This is a genomic window from Pseudomonas sp. H2_D02 (assembly GCF_054677635.1).
Window position 1 is genome coordinate 931,331 of record NZ_CP162816.1, and the last position, 16,363, is coordinate 947,693.

Genomic DNA, 16,363 nt, shown 5'->3' on the forward strand with positions numbered 1-16,363 from the left:
TATGTGGCAGCAGACGTTGATAACCCTGCGGGCAAGGCCCCGGGGCTTTCATCTGGTGACAGACGAGTTGCTCGCCGGCTTGCCTGAACTCAAGGCCTGTCGTGTCGGTCTGTTGCATCTGTGGCTGCAGCACACCTCGGCCTCGTTGACCATCAACGAGAACGCCGATCCGGCGGTACGTCGAGACTTCGAACGATTTTTCAATCGGCTGATCCCACAAGGAACCGCCGACTATGAGCACAACGACGAAGGCCTGGACGACCTCCCGGCGCACTTCAAGGCCAGTGTGCTGGGGTGTCAACTCAGCCTTCCGGTAACGGCGGGGCGGTTGGCATTGGGTACCTGGCAAGGTGTCTATTTGGGCGAACACCGTGATCATGGCGGTGCTCGTAAAGTCCTCGCCACCTTGCACGGTGAAGGGGCATGACCGCTGATTGCCGGCGGATCTTGAATTTTTTCTGGCAGCCTTCGACAGATGGCGAAGCTGGGCTATAACTAATCTGCTTTTCGCAAGTCATGAGGTAGAACATGAGCGACGATGATCTGGAAAACGACGACCTCGAAGTAGGTGATGAAGACGAGGCCGAAGAAGGCCTGGAAGCGGCGGCTGAAGACGTCGCTGACGACGACGGTGCCGATGTTCCGGTCCCGACTGCCAAAGGCAAGGCCAAGGCAGCGGTATCGGTCGACGAGTTGCCGAGCGTAGAGGCCAAGAACAAGGAGCGTGATGCGCTCGCCAAGGCCATGGAGGAATTCCTGGCCCGGGGCGGAAAGGTGCAGGAAGTGGAGGCCAACGTGGTCGCTGATCCGCCCAAGAAGCCTGACAACAAGTACGGCAGCCGCCCTATCTGAGTATCTGCCCTTGCTTGCTGAAAAAGCCCGCCGTCGCTGCGGGCTTTTTCATGGGCCGGATAAAGTCCAGGGCACAACCCGGAAACCCGTGGCGAGGGAGCTTGCTCCCGCTGGCCTGCGAAGCGGGCCCCTGGCGTTTCTGCAGGCGGATCGTGTGGTCTGGTTAGCGGCTGCTGCGCAGCTGAGCGGGAGCAAGCTCCCTCGCCACGGATTGGCTTGGGGCTGGAGTGGGCTCAGCGCTGGCTATGCCACGCAGCCAACAACCCCGGCAGTTCGGTCAGGCTGCGGATTTCCGCATCCGGCGCATGCTCGGCGTCCCAGGCCTTGCCCGTCGGGTTGAACCACACCGCGCGCAGGCCGGCCTGTTGGGCGCCGGCGATATCGTCGCCCGGGTGATCGCCGATGTGCACGGCGGTTTGCGCCGTTGCACCGCCGCGTTGCAAGGCTTCGTGGAACAGCCGGGCGTCAGGCTTGGCGATGCCGATGTCTTCGGCGCACAGGGCAAACTTGAAGTAGTCGGCCAGCCCGAGGCGACGCACATCGGCATTGCCGTTGGTGACGACGCCAAGGGCGAACTGGTTGGCGAGGATTTCCAGGGTCGGCTCGACGTCGGGAAAGACCTCCAGTTGATGCCGGGCATGGAGGAATGCCTCGAATCCCTGGTCTGCCAACTCCGAGGCTCGCCATTGGTCATAACCGGCGTCTTGCAGCGCCCGGAACAGCACGCGTCGGCGCAGTGCGCTGATGCGGTGCTTGAGGGTGGGTTCTTCGCTGAGCACTTGCGCGCGGATCGCCCACAGGCGCTCCACCGGGAAATCGCCCAGGTCGGGCGCGTTGTCGGTCAGCCATTGGCGTAGGACGGCTTCGGCGCTGGCGATCACCGGCGCGGTGTCCCACAGCGTGTCGTCCAGGTCGAAAGTAATGAGCTCGATGGTCATGATTCGTCGCCCTTGATGCGTTTGGCCCTGGGGTGGGCACTGTCATAGACCGTCGCCAGGTGCTGGAAATCCAGGTGGGTATAGATCTGGGTGGTCTTGATGTCCGAGTGGCCGAGCAGCTCCTGGACGGCGCGCAGGTCCTGGGAGGATTCCAGCAGATGACTGGCGAAGGAATGCCTGAGCATATGCGGGTGCAGGTTCTGCCCCAGCTCACGTTCGCCGGCTGGCCTTGACCCGCAGTTGGATGGTCCGCGGGCCCAGGCGTCGGCCCTGCTGGCTGATGAACACCGCGTCGTCGACCGGATTGGCCAGTGCTCGCAGCGGCAACCACAACTCCAAGGCTTCGCGGGCTTTGCGGCCGATGGGTAGCAGGCGGGTCTTGCTGCCCTTGCCGAGCACCTGGACCATGCCGTCGGCCAAGTCCAGTTGATCCAGGTTCAGCCCCGTCAGCTCGGAAAGCCGCAAGCCGGAGGAGTAGAAGAGTTCGAGGATCGCCTGGTCCCGTCGCGCCATGAAGTCATCCTCGACGGCGCCGTCCAGCAATTGCAGGGCGCGGTCGGTGTCGAGGGTCTTTGGCAGGCGGCGTTCGCCTTTGGGCGGTGCCAGGCCGGTGGCCGGGTCGTGATCGCACAGGCCTTCGCGGTTCAGGTAGTGATACAGGCCCCGCACCGCCGACAACAGTCGCGCCAGGCTGCGGGAGGATTGCCCCTGCTGGTGCAGGCGGGCGACGAGGCTGCGCAGGCGCTGGATGTCGAGGCTCGACCAGGTGTCGATGTTCTGCTTCTGGCACCAGCCGAGCACTTTTTCCAGGTCACGGCGGTAGGCCAACAAGGTGTGAGGCGACACCTGGCGCTCACTGCGCAGGTGTTCGCAGTAGGCGTCCAGCTGCCGTTCCATCATCAGCGTACCGAGCGCAGCGAACCGGCGACCCTTGGCAGCACCCGACCGGTGACTTCGGCGATGTAGCTCAGGAACAGCGTGCCCACCGAACTCTTGTAGTGCTGCGGATCGCGGCTGGCGATGGCCAATACGCCGTGGACGCCCTGGTGGGCGATGGCCACGACAGCAGTGGAACCGATCTGCTTGCGCTGCTCCTCACCGAACAGGAAGTCCAGCTCGTGCTCGCGCAGGCTGCCGCTGACACTTTTGTTCTCCGTGAGCAGGCCGCCGATGGCTGTCTGCGCGTCGGCGTGGGTGACCCAACGGCCCACCGGCATGGCGTTGTCGCCAAACAGGATCAGGCTGACGAAGGGCACCTGGAAATCCTGCCGCAGGCTGTCCTCGACGCTCATCACCACGTCTTCCAGGGTGCTGGCATCCATCAGTGCAAGAATCAGCCGCCGGGTCTTGTCGAAGAGCCGATCGTTGTCCCGGGCGACGTCCATCAGGTGCGAAAGGCGATGGCGCATCTCGATGTTGCGCTCGCGCAGGATCTTCATCTGGTGCTCGACCAGCGACACGGTATCGCCGCGCCGGTGGGGGATCCGCATCGTGGCAAGCAGGTCTTCATGCTCGACGAAGAAGTCCGGATGCGCCTCCAGGTACGCGGTCACCGCCGCTGAGTCCGGAAGGCTCGGGGTTTCGTCGGATTGCGGGGCTGGAACCTTTGGCTTGTCGGTCATGGGTTTGGCTCACTCAAAGACGAACTTGTCCTTCGTATACGCGTACGGCCGGGCCGGTCATCATGACCGGTTCGCCAGGGCCTGCCCACTCGATGGACAGGCGCCCGCCGGGCAGGTCGATCAACAGGGGCGAATCCATCCACCCTTGGCTGATCGCCGCGACGGCCGCAGCGCAGGCGCCGGTGCCGCAGGCCTGGGTTTCCCCGGCGCCGCGTTCCCAGACGCGCAGTTGGGCGCGGTGGCGGTCGATGACCTGCAGGAAACCCACGTTTACCCGCGCCGGAAAGCGCGGATGGTTTTCGATCTTCGGCCCCAGCGCGTGCACGGGGGCGCTGTTGATGTCGTCCACGCGCAGCACAGCATGGGGATTGCCCATGGACACCGCCGCCAGTTCCACTGGCGTGCCGTCGACATCAACGGTGTAGTTCAGGGCCTGGGCCTCTGCCTGGAACGGAATGTCCGCCGGCACCAGGCGTGGAGCACCCATGTTGACGCCGATCTGGCCGTCGCTGCGCACATCGAGTTCGATGATGCCGCTCTTGGTCTCGACGCGAATCTGTCGCTTGGCGGTCAGGCGCTTGTCCAGCACGAACCGGGCAAAGCAGCGCGCGCCGTTGCCGCACTGTTCCACTTCCGAACCGTCGGCGTTGAAGATCCGGTAGCGGAAATCCACGTCCGGGTTGTTGGGCGCCTCGACGATCAGCAACTGATCGAAACCGATCCCGGTGTGCCGATCACCCCATTGCTTGGCGTGCTTGGGCAGGATGTGCGCGTGCTGGCTGACCAGGTCGAGGACCATGAAGTCATTGCCCAGGCCGTGCATCTTGGTAAAACGCAGCAGCATGGTATTACTCCGGCAGCAGGCTTTCGCCGGCAAACAGCTCGGCTACCGTCTCGCGGCGGCGTACTTCGAATGCCTGATCACCGTCCACCAGCACCTCGGCGCAGCGGCCACGGGTGTTGTAGTTGGAACTCATGACAAACCCGTAGGCACCCGCCGAATGCACGGCCAGCAGGTCGCCTTCTTCCAGCGCCAGCTCACGACCCTTGGCTAGGAAGTCACCGGTTTCGCAGATCGGCCCGACGATGTCGTAGCTGCGGGCTTCGCTGTCACGTGGGCGCACGGCGGTGACGTCCATCCAGGCCTGGTACAGCGCCGGGCGGATCAGGTCGTTCATGGCCGCATCGACGATGGCGAAATCCTTGTGTTCGGTGTGCTTGAGGTACTCGACCTGGGTCAGCAGCACGCCGGCGTTGGCGACGATGTAGCGGCCCGGCTCGAACATCAACGCCAGGTCGCGGCCGTCGAGGCGTTCGCGCACGGTCTTGATGTAGTCGGCCACCAGCGGCGGCTCTTCATCGCGATAGCGCACGCCGACACCACCACCCAGGTCGATATGACGCAGGTAGATGCCGCAGTCGCCGAGGCGATCGACCAGTGCCAGCAGGCGGTCGAGGGCGTCGATGAAGGGTTCGAGGGTGGTCAGTTGCGAGCCGATGTGGCAATCGACGCCCAGCACTTCCAGGTTCGGCAGTTGGGCGGCGCGCACGTACACGTCCTCGGCGTCGGCAATGGCGATGCCGAACTTGTTTTCCTTCAGGCCGGTGGAAATGTACGGATGGGTGCCGGCGTCGACGTCCGGGTTCACGCGCAGGGAAACCGGCGCACGAACGCCCAGTTCGGCGGCGACGACTTGCAGGCGTTCCAGCTCATCGGTGGATTCGATATTGAAGCAGTGCACGCCGACTTCCAGGGCGCGACGCATGTCTTCGCGGGTCTTGCCAACGCCGGAGAACACGATCTTGTCAGCGCTGCCGCCAGCGGCCAGCACACGCTCCAGCTCGCCACCGGACACGATGTCGAAGCCGGCGCCCAGGCGTGCCAGGACGTTGAGCACGCCCAGGTTCGAGTTGGCTTTTACAGCGAAGCACACCAGGTGCGGCATGCCGTCGAGGGCATCGGCGAAGGTCCGGTACTGGGCTTCGATGTGGGCACGGGAATAGACGTAGGTCGGCGTGCCGAAACGCTCGGCGATCGCAGACAGGGCAACCCCTTCCGCGAACAGCTCCCCGCCACGGTAGTTAAAAGCGTCCATGGCGTTCCCTTAGTAGGTGGTCTGGGTGTCGTGCGTGTGGGATTTGGATTGCGACGACTTGGCCTGCTCTGCTTGTTCTTCGGGAGACTTGCTGTCATCAGGCAGGTACAGCGGACCTTTTTGACCACAGGCTGTCACAAGGCAGGCAACCGCGACGAGCGCAGCAAGGGAAGAGATCAGGCGCTTCATGGCGAAATCCTTGAAAATGCGTTAATTGCGCCGGAGTATACCGGCCACCCGACAGCTTGCCTATGCAACGGGGCGCCCGTCCGGCGGGCCTTGGGCTCCAGCGGCGCCCATTTGGTGAACAATGTTCAGCACCCACGGGCCCTTGGTCGTTATCCTTTGCATTCAGCCGGGCGCGTCCGTATCTTGCGGCGCTTGAGCATGAGCAGACATTTTCGAGGTTGCCGCAATGAGTTTGACTGAAGCCCGTTTCCACGATCTGGTCGATGCGACCCAGCAAACGCTGGAGGATATCTTCGAAGAAAGCGACCTGGACATCGACCTTGAAATGTCCGCCGAGCGTGCTGACGGTCAAGTTCGAAAACGGTACCCAGCTGATTTTCAGCCGCCAGGAACCGTTGCGACAGTTGTGGCTGGCGGCGGTGTCCGGCGGCTTCCACTTCGACTACGACGAGGAAAGCGAGCGCTGGATGTGTGACAAGAGCGAAGAGCAACTGGGCGAGATGCTTGAACGCATCGTCAAGCAACAGGCCGGCGTCGAATTCGATTTCGAAGGCTTGTGATTTCGTGAGCCAGACCGTCCCGGCGCGGCCGCCCAAGCCGCTCTACAGCAATGTCAGCCCGGCCGTGCCGTCGCCGTGCACCAGCGTGTGCAAGCTCAATGAGCACAAGGTCTGCCTCGGCTGTTTCCGGCATGTGGAGGATATCCGCGAATGGCGCTCGGCCGACGATGAGCGTCGGCGGGTGATTTGTGCCGAGGCGCTCAAGCGCCGATCCCTGAAGTAGCCACTCACGGATGGATGAGCGCTTTGTGGCGAGGGAGCTTGCTCCCGCTGGGACGGTCCGACGCCTCGGGCGAAGCGACCCCAAAAAACTGCGACTGCTGCGCAGCCGAGCGGGAGCAAGCTCCCTCGCCACAAGGGTTCTGTGTTGCCCATGGGCAGGGCGAGCCTTCCTCGGGTTGTATATTTTTTGAGCTGTGGTAGTGTCCAGCAACGCCTCACCTCATCGAGGCGCGTGAAAACCCCGTCTTTATGTGGCGGGGTTTTGCTTTTTTCGTGCAGAAGAAAGGAGTCTGCCTGGACCATGACCGCACCTTCCATCACCCTGACTCGCCTGGACGTACAGCGTCTGGAGCGCTTGATCGACAGCCTGGATGAAACGCTGCCAGGCGTGGTCGCCTTGCAAACCGAACTGGATCGCGCCGAAACCCTGGTGGGACACGATGAAGTGCCTGCCGATGTCGTGACCATGAATTCGCGGGTGCACTGCCGCGAGGAAAGCAGCGGCAAGGATTATCACCTGACGTTGGTCTATCCACAGGACGCCAATGCGGACGAGGGGCGGATTTCGATTCTTGCGCCAGTGGGCAGCGCCTTGCTGGGCTTGAAGGTCGGGCAGCACATCGACTGGCCGGCCCCGGGCGGCAAGACGCTGAAACTGACCTTGCTGGAAGTCGAGTCGCAGCCGGTCAATGGCGGCGACTGCGCGTTCTGACCCCGTCTCAGACCTGGTTCAGCGCCTCGTTCAGCGCGCGTTCCAGGTCCGCCTTGTAGCGCAGGAACAAATTGCTTGAGCAAGCGCTGTCACCCACCAGGCCCGAGAGGTCCAGGTCGGTGATGTAGCAGCGATAGCGCTCGGCCTCGCGGCGCTGGCCGACAATTTCCCTGGCGACCACGCGGAACAATTGGTCGCCATGTTCCAGCTCCGAAAATTCGCGCTGATCGCAATAGAGGGTGACGTGCACCTGGCCGTGCGCGGCTTTGCCGATGATCGCCTGTACGTCATAGAACGACTTGTTGACCGGCGTTTGCGGCGATTGCCGTGATTCGACACGCCGGGCCCGTCCGCTGCCAGAAGGCAAGAGTTGGTAATAGAGAATTTCCAAGGGCAGGGGCTGCGCCCCGTCCATCGGTAACAAGGCATCGCGGCGGTAAAGTACCGATTGCAGGAATCGCTGCAGCGGCACCAGCAGGCTTTGTTCATCGTGGAATGGCAAGCGTTGCTGCCACAACGCATTGAACTCATCGAGCACGTACAGCTCGGCTTCTTCTTCATAGACCCGGTAGAACACCTGGATGCACTCGGGCTGGCCCATGGGCAGGATCAGCGCTACGTCGTGATCTTCCAGCGCCATCGCGTCCAAGTGCAGCGGGCTATAGGCCGTCAATTCTTCGCCCAGATAATCCATCAGCGCCGACAGGCTGCCGAGCGCCACGTGGTTGACCTGGCCCGGCACCAATTCCAGCACGTGGTAGTGCTGCTGGACCTGAAGCAGGTAGCGATAGTTGAGTCTGCTCAGCAGCAAGGTCTGGGCCGTCTCGATAACTTCCTCGACCCGTCGCGCGATGAACTGCGCGCGGTTGTGGCAGAAACAGCGGACCTGCAAGCGTGGCTGGTGCCGTGTCGCCGGCAGATCGTTGAGGTAATCGCGCAAACAGTCGAGCAACGCATGCTCGCCGTCGAAGCGGGTGACCAGCACTTCATTCCAGCTATTGAGCGTGACCTGGTCGAGGGTCAGCACCAGGTTCTCCCGCACCCCGGCATAGCTCAGGGAATCGGTGCGCTCGGTGGTCATCAGGATGTTCAGGTCGCGATGATGCTTGAGCGGGTCGACGCCGACGTTCACCAGGATCAGCACTTCGCTGGGGACGCTGGCATGCAGCAACTGCTCTTCGTCGACTGTGGTCAGGGGCAGGGCGATGGCCTGTTGCAGGCTGCCCAGCAGGTTGAACAGTTCAAACTCGCTCAGGTCGCTTTCGCCGGGGTGCAGCGCCAGGCGCGTGCTGCTGTCGATCACGCCGTTGCGATGGCACCAGGTGAGCAATTCAAGCAATTCGCGGCTGCGCTTGATGGGGGCGAAGTTTTCCCATTCCAGGGCGTTCAGGCTGCCGTTGTACAAGCCCCACTGGTTCTGCCCCGGTTCTTTCTTGTTCGGCGACTGGACCAGGGTCAGGGTGTCTTCGGCCAGGTCCGGGGCGATTCCAGGATTGATGAATTCGACCTTGTCGGCCTTGCGCTCGAAGGCCGCGTACAACCGACGACCGAGGACATTCAGGTCGCGCTTGTTGATCAGGCTGACGGTCTTTTCGGTGCGGGCGAACTGGGTCAGGAAGCGATAGCTGTAGGTCAGCTCGCCGACCAGCGCGCGCCGCTCATTGCTGACCTGGCGCACCTTCCATTGGCTGCGGCTGTCCAGCAGGGCGAGTTGACGTTGATCCCAGCCCCACTCACGGGCCAGGCGTTCCAGCAGGTTGCGCTGCCAGCCGCTGCTGCGAACCGGGCCGGTGAGCTTGCGATTGACCTTGAGGTACAGCGCACGCCGGATCAGCTCAAGGCGCTCGGGTTCGCCACGGGCGTTGAGGTATTCCTCGATCCGGCGATAAACCACCATGTATGGATCCAGCTCGTCCAAGTCCAGGCGGTTGGCGAATACGGCCTGCTTGAAGCGCAGGCTCAGGCAGCGCACCGTTGGGTGTTCGCTGGCGTAGACCTCGGTGAGCAGGAGCTTGAGCACGGACTTGTAGGGAGATTCGATGCCCTTGAACAACTGCCAGAGCCCGGCGCCGATGAATTCTCCCGGCGGGATGTAGGCCAGGTGTCCCAAGTCCAGGGTTTCGTCTGCACGAATGAAACGCTTGGATATCAGCGTATGGGTGTATTGCTCATAGTTTTCTTCTTCGTAGACCGGCACCAGCCACCAGATCGGCGTACGCCCGGCCAGCCAGATCGCGGTGCGGTAGAACTCGTCCAACAACAAATAGTGTTGCGTGGTGCCACAGTCATCGGAGCTGAGCTGATTGTCCCGTTCGCCCCGGACGAATCGCGCCGGGTCGATGAGAAAAAAGTGCGCTTCAGCGCCCTGGGTCGCAGCCCAGATTTCCAGCAACTGGCATTTCTTGCGCAGCTCGGCCAGTTCATCGTCGCTCAGGTCCGGCCCGTGGCACACCCACACGTCCATATCGCTCTGGTCGGCCTGGGCCAGGGTGCCGAGGCTGCCCATCAGGAACAGGCCAAGGATCGGCCGTGGTGGGTTGCTGCCATGGCGCGGCTTGTAGGAAAACGACCGGGTCAGGCGTTGGGCTTCGGCGAGGACGTTGGCGTCGGGTTCGTAATTGGATAACCCGGCGGGCGTGCTCCCCGAGACGTAGCCGGGCAGCAGCGGATGGTTGACGTGAAAAAACAGGGGAAGCAGCGTCAGCACGCCTTGCTGGCGGGTCGACAGACCTTCCAGGGCACGCTCCATGCGTACGGAGTTGAGCTTGAGAAAACGCGCGCGCAACTGGCTCAGGACCTTGCGGTCGATTCCCTCGTCCAGATCGGGGCGTATTTCGTGATTGCGGGTCATGTCAGCTCAAACCGGCTCGCGGCGTCGAACGTGGGGAACAACACAGGTGATGGCAGGTTAGCGCCCGTCTCTTGGAATTCTTGAGCTGGAAATGATTTTGAAATCAGGATTTTTACACAAGAAGCCTGTACGCCTGCGGAAATCCCGAGGAAGGGGATTTCCGTGGGCGGGGAGAGATCAGGCGGTTTCTTCGGCGCGGAGTATTGTCAGGACAGTCTGCACATTTTGCGCGGCATCACGCCCCAGGCTGGTCAGGTAGCCGCCATCGGGTTGGTCTATCAAGTCTTTTTCAAACAGCCGTTGGGCAGCGGCGATAGCTTTGGGGGCAGCGGTCTGATGAATTTTCAGGCCTTCCTGGGAACTGTCCAGGTTGAAGAGTGCAAGGATTTCCAGTTCGGCAACCAGCTCAGGGGTAAGCGACATAAGGACTCCAGACTTTCTAGGAATTTGGACGACAGCGTCACTAAGGTGAGCGCACTTGGCCGAGCTGTCCAGTGTCAGTGTCATGCTTTTTTTGTTTTTTGTAGCGAGTCCAGGCAAGTCCCTTGTGGCGAGGGGATTTATCCCCGCTGGGGCGCGAAGCGGCCCTAAAAAATGGATTCATTACCATTTTGGGCCTGCTGCGCAGTCCAGCGGGGATAAATCCCCTCGCCACAAAGAGCAGCTGTGCTTGTCGATTCAGTTCTTTTCCGGCGGCAGCTCGGGCAGGGCGCGCAACGCGGCTTCGTACCACTCGGTATTGAACGGGCGGTCTTCTTCCAGGATCGCATCGATTTCCACCGCCAGCACGTGGGCCATCAGGTTAAGGATTTCTTCGCGTTCATAACCCACCAGGGTCAGCTTGTTGAACGTGGCCTTGGCCGCTGGCGGGTTGTCGCTTTCGATCTGGTTCTCGATGGCCTGGATCAGCGTGTTCTCGACGAATTCTTCTTCGTCGTTGTCGATGTCAGTCGGCTCGCTCATGGCAGGCTCCTTGGGGAAAGGACGCCAGTTTACCTGCATTCACCGGTGTGATGCGCCTGGCGCGAAATGCGTCGGCGGGCTATAACCCAAGGCTGCCAACCCCGTACGGCCTGGAGGCTATGGAATGCTTAAGCTTTATGGTTTTTGTGTCAGCAATTATTACAACATGGTCAAGCTGGCGCTGCTGGAGAAGGGGCTGCCCTTCGAAGAGGTCCCGTTCGTGGGGGCCCAGACTCCCGAAGCGCTGGCCATCAGCCCTCGCGGCAAAGTGCCGGTGCTGAAGACCGAGCAGGGATTTATCAACGAAACCAGCGTGATCCTCGAATACCTCGAGCAAACCCAGCCAGGCAAGGCCTTGTTGCCCGCCGATCCGTTCGAGCGGGCCCAGGTGTTGGCCTTGTGCCGGGAAATCGAGCTGTACATCGAGTTGCCTGGACGTGTCTGCTACGCCGAGGCTTTTTTCGGCATGCCGGTGCCGGATGCGGTCAAGGAGAAGGCCAAGGGTGAATTGCTGCTGGGGTTCGCTTCCCTCGGCCGGCACGGAAAATTCGCGCCGTACGTGGCGGGTGAGACCCTGAGCGTTGCCGACTTGTACTTCTACTACAGCCTGTCGCTGGTCTTGCAGGTGGGCAAGAAAGTCTTCGATATCGACCTGCTGGCCGATATGCCAAAGGCGAAAGCCTTGATGGAACGGATGGGGCAGAACCCGCACGTGCAGCGGATAGCGGCGGACAGGGAGGCAGAGATGCCGGCGTTTTTGGCAAGGATCTCCGCCAAGAAGTGATACTTTTGCTGCTCTGAAGGGCGCTATCGCGAGCAAGCTCGCTCCCACAGTTGGATCTCCAATGTTCGCAATTATGCGTCTACCGAAGATCTACTGTGGGAGCGAGCTTGCTCGCGATGCTTTTGGCTTTGAGCTGTTAGCGGCTGGCGAGCAGAGCCTGGCCTCGCACCACGGCTGCCTTGACCTGCGCCGGCGCCGTTCCGCCAACGTGGTCACGGGCATTGACCGAACCTTCCAGGGTCAGCACCGCAAACACGTCCTGCTCGATCTGGTCGCTGAACTGGCGCAGTTCGTCCAGGCTCATTTCCGCCAGGTCCTTTCCAGTGTCCACGCCGTACTTCACCGCATGGCCAACGATTTCGTGGCAATCACGGAACGGCAAGCCACGGCGCACGAGGTAGTCGGCCAGGTCGGTAGCGGTGGAGAAGCCGCGCAGGGCCGCTTCGCGCATGACCGCATGCTTGGGCCTGATGGCCGGGATCATGTCGGCGAAAGCCCGCAGCGAATCGCGCAAGGTGTCGGCCGCGTCGAACAGCGGTTCCTTGTCTTCCTGGTTATCCTTGTTATAGGCCAGTGGCTGGCCTTTCATCAGGGTCAACAGGCCCATCAGCGCACCGAATACCCGGCCGCTCTTGCCCCGTACCAGTTCCGGTACGTCAGGGTTTTTCTTTTGCGGCATGATCGAGCTGCCGGTGCAGAAGCGGTCGGGCAGATCGATGAATTGGAATTGCGCACTGGTCCACAGCACCAGTTCTTCGGAGAAGCGCGACAGGTGCATCATGGCAATGCTCGCGGCGGCGCAGAATTCGATGGCGAAATCGCGGTCCGAGACGTTATCCAGCGAGTTCCCGCCGACGGCATCGAAGCCCAGCAGTTGCGCGGTGTACTCTCGGTCGATCGGGTAGGTGGTGCCGGCCAGCGCGGCGCTGCCCAGGGGCATGCGGTTGGTGCGCTTGCGGCAATCGACCAGGCGCTCGTAGTCGCGGCTGAGCATCTCGAACCAGGCCAGCATGTGATGCCCAAACGTTACAGGTTGCGCGGTTTGCAGGTGCGTGAAGCCGGGCATGATGCTCTCGGCCTCGCGCTCGGCTTGTTCCAGCAGGCCTTTTTGCAGGCGGGTGATCTCGGCCAGGATCAGGTCGATTTCATCGCGCAGCCACAAGCGGATGTCGGTGGCGACCTGGTCGTTGCGGCTGCGGCCGGTGTGCAGCTTCTTGCCGGTCACGCCGATGCGATCGGTCAGGCGCGCCTCGATGTTCATGTGCACGTCTTCCAGATCGACACGCCAGTCGAACTGGCCGGACTCGATCTCGCCCTGGATGGTCTTCAGGCCATCGATGATGCTGTCGCGCTCGGCATCGGTCAGCACGCCGACCTTGGCCAGCATGGTGGCGTGGGCGATCGAGCCCATGATGTCGTGGCGATACAGGCGCTGGTCGAAGTTGACGGAGGCGGTGAAGCGGGCGACGAAGGCGTCGACGGGTTCACTGAAGCGGCCGCCCCAGGACTGATTGGTCTTGTCAGTGCTCATGAATTCGCTCGTGATCGGCTGGAAAAAAGTAGCGGTTGAAGGCTGTGGCGGATGATAGCAGGGTTGCCGGGGCTGGCGCTGGCAGTGGTCGCCAGGTTTTTCGCAGCGAACGCCAACGGATCCAAAGGGTTTTTCGCGCAACGATATTTTTCGATTGAGCAATATCGTCGCGGCAACCGTCTACAGTGGACGGTAAGGCTTTGCTTTTTCACCTGGACGCATCGGATGCACCAAGCAAGGGGGTGTGCATATTGGTCAAATCGATTGTTAACAAACCCTGTGGCGACGCTGTGCGACAACAGGCCTCGAGCATCGGTCGGCAAGCGCTGGTAAAGATAGGCAACCGCCTCGCGGCACTTTTTGGCCCTCGGACGAGTCTTAGCGTGGATCGCGGTGACGGATGTCACTTCCCCTGTCTACGCTATCCTTGTGCGAGACTCACGCAGGAATCCAGCGCAATATGAATGTCCTGATCGTTGACGACGAACCACTGGCCCGCGAGCGCCTGAGCCGATTGCTCGGTGAACTCGAGGGTTACAGTGTCCTGGAGCCGAGCGCCACCAATGGCGAAGAGGCATTGGCCCTTATCGACAGCCACAAGCCGGATATCGTGCTGCTCGACATTCGCATGCCTGGCCTGGACGGCTTGCAGGTCGCGGCGAAGCTGTGCGAGCGCGAGTCCCCGCCCGCGGTGGTGTTCTGCACCACTCGGGACGACTTTCCCCCCGAGGTGTTGCAGGCAGGCGCCGTGGGCTACCTGATCAAGCCTGTTTCCGTCGAGGCGCTGGAAGAGGCGCTGCGCAAGGCAGAGCGGCCGAACCGCACGCAACTGGCGGCGCTTACCCGTCCGGCTGCCGAAAGTGGCAGCGGTCCTCGCAGCCATATCAGTGCGCGGACGCGCAAGGGGATCGAACTGATCCCGTTGAACCAGGTGGTCTATTTCATTGCGGATCATAAATACGTGACGTTGCGCCACGAAAGCGGCGAAGTGCTGCTGGACGAGCCACTCAAGGCCCTTGAGGACGAGTTCGGCGAGCGGTTCGTGCGCATTCACCGCAACGCGTTGGTGGCGCGTGAACGCATCGAGCGGTTGCAGCGCACGCCCCATGGGCATTTCCAGTTGTACCTCAAAGGGCTTAACGGCGATGCGCTGATTGTCAGCCGGCGGCATGTCGCGGGTGTGCGCAAGATGATGCAGCAGCTTTAGCACGACGCCTCGATGGGTTCTGTTTCCAGGATTGGCGGCCAGGGAGGCCTCGGGGTCGTGATTCAAATCAAAGCGGATTTGGCTGAGCTGTTATTATCTGCCGTATCTTTTAAGTACGGATTGATCCATGTCCCCTCGCGAGATCCGCATCGCCACCCGTAAAAGCGCCTTGGCCCTCTGGCAGGCCGAATACGTCAAAGCCCGCCTTGAAGCGGCCCATCCCGGTTTGATCGTGACGCTGGTGCCGATGGTCAGCCGCGGGGACAAGCTGCTGGATTCGCCACTGTCGAAGATCGGGGGAAAGGGCCTGTTCGTCAAGGAACTGGAAACGGCCTTGCTGGACAACGAAGCCGATATCGCCGTGCATTCGATGAAGGACGTGCCCATGGATTTCCCCCTGGGCCTGGGTCTTTTCTGTATCTGCGAACGGGAAGACCCGCGCGATGCGTTCGTCTCCAATACCTATGCCAGCCTTGATGCACTGCCCGCCGGGAGTGTGGTGGGTACTTCCAGCCTGCGTCGCCAGGCTCAGTTGCTGACCCGTCGTCCCGATCTGCAGATCCGTTTCCTGCGCGGCAACGTCAACACCCGCCTGGCGAAGCTCGATGCCGGCGAGTACGACGCGATCATCCTCGCCGCCGCTGGTTTGATCCGCTTGGGTTTCGAGGACCGCATCACCTCGGCCATCAGTGTCGACGACAGCCTGCCGGCTGGCGGGCAGGGTGCGGTAGGGATCGAGTGCCGCAGCGCCGATGACGAAATCCATGCCTTGCTGGCGCCTTTGCACCACGAAGACACCGCCATCCGTGTGTTCGCCGAACGTGCTCTCAACAAACATCTGAATGGCGGCTGCCAAGTGCCGATCGCCTGCTATGCCGTGCTCGAGGGCGAGCAAGTCTGGTTGCGTGGCCTGGTCGGCGATCCGAGCGGCGGCACGCTGCTCAGCGCTGAAGCCCGGGCACCGTGGCGCGATGCCGAGGCGCTGGGTGTGCGGGTCGCCGAAGACCTGCTGAGCCAAGGCGCTGACGACATCCTCAAAAAAGTCTACGGCGAGGCAGGCCCCGCGTGACAGGTTGGCGCCTGCTGCTTACCCGTCCAGCGGACGAGTCGCGCGCGCTGGCGGCTGTCCTGGCGGATGCCGGTGTCTACAGCAGCAGCCTGCCATTGCTGGATATCGAGCCGATTCCCCTTTCAGCGCCAGGGCAGGCGACCCTCCAGGCCTTGGATCAATATTGTGCCGTGATCGTGGTCAGCAAACCCGCTGCACGGTTGTGCGTGGAACTGCTGCGCCAATATTGGCCACACCCCCCGGACCAACCATGGTTCAGCGTGGGGGCTGCGACCGGCCAGATTCTTGCCGACGCCGGCCTTGGCGTGTCTTATCCCGATAATGGCGACGACAGCGAGGCCTTGCTTGAGCTTGCGGCGTTGCGACAGGCTATCGACCGACCTGACCCACGCGTCTTGATCGTGCGCGGTGAAGGCGGGCGCGGTTTGCTGGCAGAGCGTTTGCGCGAGCAAGGTGCTAGTGTCGATTACCTGGAGCTGTACCGGCGCGGCCTGCCGCAATATGGCCAGGACGCTTTGCCGGCGAAGGTTGAAGCGGAACGCTTGAACGCCCTGGTGGTCAGCAGTGGGCAGAGCTTCGAGCATCTGCACCGGTTGGCCGGTGAAGCGTGGCCCGCCCTGGCGCGGCTACCGTTGTTCGTGCCAAGCCCCAGGGTCGCCGAGATGGCGCGTGCCGCCGGGGCTCGGACAGTTGTGGATTGCCGTGGCGCCAGCGCCGCGGCTTTGCTGGCGGCGTTACGGGAACAATCCGTGCCGTTTTCTAATGCA

16 protein-coding genes and 4 pseudogenes are annotated in these 16,363 nt (G+C 62.0%); 10 read left to right on the plus strand and 10 right to left on the minus strand.

The window, feature by feature from the left end; all coding sequences use genetic code 11:
* Window position 1 precedes the first annotated feature (1 nt).
* Entirely contained in the window at window positions 2-427 is a 426-nt protein-coding gene (locus AB4N42_RS04150) for a secondary thiamine-phosphate synthase enzyme YjbQ (protein ID WP_030138180.1), read from the plus strand.
* Between the two features lie 101 nt (window positions 428-528).
* Window positions 529-852, plus strand: a complete 324-nt coding sequence (sutA, locus tag AB4N42_RS04155) for a transcriptional regulator SutA (RefSeq protein ID WP_007941277.1) — start codon at window positions 529-531, stop codon at window positions 850-852.
* Between the two features lie 233 nt (window positions 853-1,085).
* Here the strand turns inward: sutA and AB4N42_RS04160 are convergent, their stop codons facing one another.
* From AB4N42_RS04160 to lptM, 6 genes and pseudogenes are all read right to left on the minus strand, one after another.
* Window positions 1,086-1,790 carry an HAD family hydrolase gene (locus AB4N42_RS04160; RefSeq protein WP_460115905.1) on the minus strand — a complete coding sequence of 235 codons (705 nt, stop codon included), beginning with the start codon at window positions 1,788-1,790 and terminating at the stop codon, window positions 1,086-1,088.
* Window positions 1,787-2,687 (minus strand): annotated as a pseudogene (xerC, locus tag AB4N42_RS04165) (tyrosine recombinase XerC). Before xerC ends, AB4N42_RS04160 begins: the two are co-directional and overlap by 4 nt.
* 2 nt (window positions 2,688-2,689) lie before the next feature.
* Complete coding sequence (locus AB4N42_RS04170) at window positions 2,690-3,412, minus strand: DUF484 family protein (protein WP_217860617.1); 723 nt, start codon at window positions 3,410-3,412, stop codon at window positions 2,690-2,692.
* A 13-nt stretch (window positions 3,413-3,425) separates the two neighbouring features.
* Window positions 3,426-4,256, minus strand: a complete 831-nt coding sequence (dapF, locus tag AB4N42_RS04175) for a diaminopimelate epimerase (protein ID WP_217860616.1) — start codon at window positions 4,254-4,256, stop codon at window positions 3,426-3,428.
* A 4-nt stretch (window positions 4,257-4,260) separates the two neighbouring features.
* The gene (gene lysA / locus AB4N42_RS04180) at window positions 4,261-5,508 is read right to left on the minus strand and encodes a diaminopimelate decarboxylase (RefSeq protein WP_030138175.1); all 1,248 of its coding nucleotides are present in this window, start codon (window positions 5,506-5,508) and stop codon (window positions 4,261-4,263) included.
* A gap of 9 nt (window positions 5,509-5,517) precedes the next feature.
* A complete protein-coding gene (gene lptM / locus AB4N42_RS04185; protein WP_030138174.1) occupies window positions 5,518-5,697 on the minus strand; it encodes an LPS translocon maturation chaperone LptM in 180 nt (59 codons plus the stop codon).
* A 226-nt stretch (window positions 5,698-5,923) separates the two neighbouring features.
* Here lptM and cyaY point away from each other — a divergent pair.
* From cyaY to rnk, 3 genes and pseudogenes are all read left to right on the plus strand, one after another.
* A pseudogene (gene cyaY, locus AB4N42_RS04190) lies at window positions 5,924-6,257 on the plus strand (iron donor protein CyaY).
* Window positions 6,258-6,261: 4 nt separating this feature from the next.
* Window positions 6,262-6,480 carry a DUF1289 domain-containing protein gene (locus AB4N42_RS04195; RefSeq protein WP_198797536.1) on the plus strand — a complete coding sequence of 73 codons (219 nt, stop codon included), beginning with the start codon at window positions 6,262-6,264 and terminating at the stop codon, window positions 6,478-6,480.
* A gap of 300 nt (window positions 6,481-6,780) precedes the next feature.
* Window positions 6,781-7,191, plus strand: a complete 411-nt coding sequence (gene rnk, locus AB4N42_RS04200) for a nucleoside diphosphate kinase regulator (RefSeq protein ID WP_030138171.1) — start codon at window positions 6,781-6,783, stop codon at window positions 7,189-7,191.
* 7 nt (window positions 7,192-7,198) lie between these two features.
* On the opposite strand, the gene AB4N42_RS04205 is transcribed toward rnk, so the two are convergent.
* From AB4N42_RS04205 to AB4N42_RS04215, 3 genes are all read right to left on the minus strand, one after another.
* Window positions 7,199-10,042 (minus strand): class I adenylate cyclase, encoded by a 2,844-nt coding sequence (locus tag AB4N42_RS04205; protein WP_323154100.1) that lies wholly within the window; start codon window positions 10,040-10,042, stop codon window positions 7,199-7,201.
* Between the two features lie 177 nt (window positions 10,043-10,219).
* A complete protein-coding gene (locus AB4N42_RS04210; protein WP_030138169.1) occupies window positions 10,220-10,465 on the minus strand; it encodes a TIGR02647 family protein in 246 nt (81 codons plus the stop codon).
* Between the two features lie 255 nt (window positions 10,466-10,720).
* A complete protein-coding gene (locus AB4N42_RS04215; protein ID WP_323154101.1) occupies window positions 10,721-11,005 on the minus strand; it encodes a hypothetical protein in 285 nt (94 codons plus the stop codon).
* A gap of 124 nt (window positions 11,006-11,129) precedes the next feature.
* On the opposite strand from AB4N42_RS04215, the gene AB4N42_RS04220 reads away from it, so the two are divergent.
* The gene (locus AB4N42_RS04220) at window positions 11,130-11,789 is read left to right on the plus strand and encodes a glutathione S-transferase family protein (protein ID WP_407682926.1); all 660 of its coding nucleotides are present in this window, start codon (window positions 11,130-11,132) and stop codon (window positions 11,787-11,789) included.
* 136 nt (window positions 11,790-11,925) lie between these two features.
* On the opposite strand, the gene argH is transcribed toward AB4N42_RS04220, so the two are convergent.
* The gene (argH, locus tag AB4N42_RS04225; RefSeq protein WP_431147054.1) at window positions 11,926-13,320 is read right to left on the minus strand and encodes an argininosuccinate lyase; all 1,395 of its coding nucleotides are present in this window, start codon (window positions 13,318-13,320) and stop codon (window positions 11,926-11,928) included.
* A gap of 314 nt (window positions 13,321-13,634) precedes the next feature.
* Between argH and AB4N42_RS04230 the strand changes: the two are divergent.
* From AB4N42_RS04230 to AB4N42_RS04245, 4 genes and pseudogenes are all read left to right on the plus strand, one after another.
* A pseudogene (locus tag AB4N42_RS04230) lies at window positions 13,635-13,784 on the plus strand (sensor histidine kinase); the annotation flags it as partial.
* Entirely contained in the window at window positions 13,781-14,527 is a 747-nt protein-coding gene (locus tag AB4N42_RS04235) for a LytR/AlgR family response regulator transcription factor (RefSeq protein WP_030138167.1), read from the plus strand. The pseudogene AB4N42_RS04230 and the gene AB4N42_RS04235, both read left to right, overlap by 4 nt.
* A 127-nt stretch (window positions 14,528-14,654) precedes the next feature.
* Window positions 14,655-15,596 (plus strand): hydroxymethylbilane synthase, encoded by a 942-nt coding sequence (hemC, locus tag AB4N42_RS04240; protein ID WP_198797531.1) that lies wholly within the window; start codon window positions 14,655-14,657, stop codon window positions 15,594-15,596.
* Window positions 15,593-16,339, plus strand: a pseudogene (locus AB4N42_RS04245) (uroporphyrinogen-III synthase); the annotation flags it as partial. The gene hemC and the pseudogene AB4N42_RS04245, both read left to right, overlap by 4 nt.
* Between the last annotated feature and the right edge of the window lie 24 nt (window positions 16,340-16,363).

Bases quoted from the DNA above. Each gene is read 5' to 3' on its own strand.
- AB4N42_RS04205 (WP_323154100.1), bottom strand. From the start codon at position 10,042: ATGACCCGCAATCACGAAATACGCCCCGATCTGGACGAGGGAATCGAC.
- dapF (WP_217860616.1), bottom strand. From the start codon at position 4,256: ATGCTGCTGCGTTTTACCAAGATGCACGGCCTGGGCAATGACTTCATG.
- sutA (WP_007941277.1), top strand. From the start codon at position 529: ATGAGCGACGATGATCTGGAAAACGACGACCTCGAAGTAGGTGATGAA.
- lptM (WP_030138174.1), bottom strand. From the start codon at position 5,697: ATGAAGCGCCTGATCTCTTCCCTTGCTGCGCTCGTCGCGGTTGCCTGC.
- AB4N42_RS04160 (WP_460115905.1), bottom strand. From the start codon at position 1,790: ATGACCATCGAGCTCATTACTTTCGACCTGGACGACACGCTGTGGGAC.
- AB4N42_RS04210 (WP_030138169.1), bottom strand. From the start codon at position 10,465: ATGTCGCTTACCCCTGAGCTGGTTGCCGAACTGGAAATCCTTGCACTC.
- rnk (WP_030138171.1), top strand. From the start codon at position 6,781: ATGACCGCACCTTCCATCACCCTGACTCGCCTGGACGTACAGCGTCTG.
- hemC (WP_198797531.1), top strand. From the start codon at position 14,655: ATGTCCCCTCGCGAGATCCGCATCGCCACCCGTAAAAGCGCCTTGGCC.
- AB4N42_RS04170 (WP_217860617.1), bottom strand. From the start codon at position 3,412: ATGACCGACAAGCCAAAGGTTCCAGCCCCGCAATCCGACGAAACCCCG.
- argH (WP_431147054.1), bottom strand. From the start codon at position 13,320: ATGAGCACTGACAAGACCAATCAGTCCTGGGGCGGCCGCTTCAGTGAA.
- lysA (WP_030138175.1), bottom strand. From the start codon at position 5,508: ATGGACGCTTTTAACTACCGTGGCGGGGAGCTGTTCGCGGAAGGGGTT.
- AB4N42_RS04220 (WP_407682926.1), top strand. From the start codon at position 11,130: ATGCTTAAGCTTTATGGTTTTTGTGTCAGCAATTATTACAACATGGTC.
- AB4N42_RS04150 (WP_030138180.1), top strand. From the start codon at position 2: ATGTGGCAGCAGACGTTGATAACCCTGCGGGCAAGGCCCCGGGGCTTT.
- AB4N42_RS04215 (WP_323154101.1), bottom strand. From the start codon at position 11,005: ATGAGCGAGCCGACTGACATCGACAACGACGAAGAAGAATTCGTCGAG.
- AB4N42_RS04235 (WP_030138167.1), top strand. From the start codon at position 13,781: ATGAATGTCCTGATCGTTGACGACGAACCACTGGCCCGCGAGCGCCTG.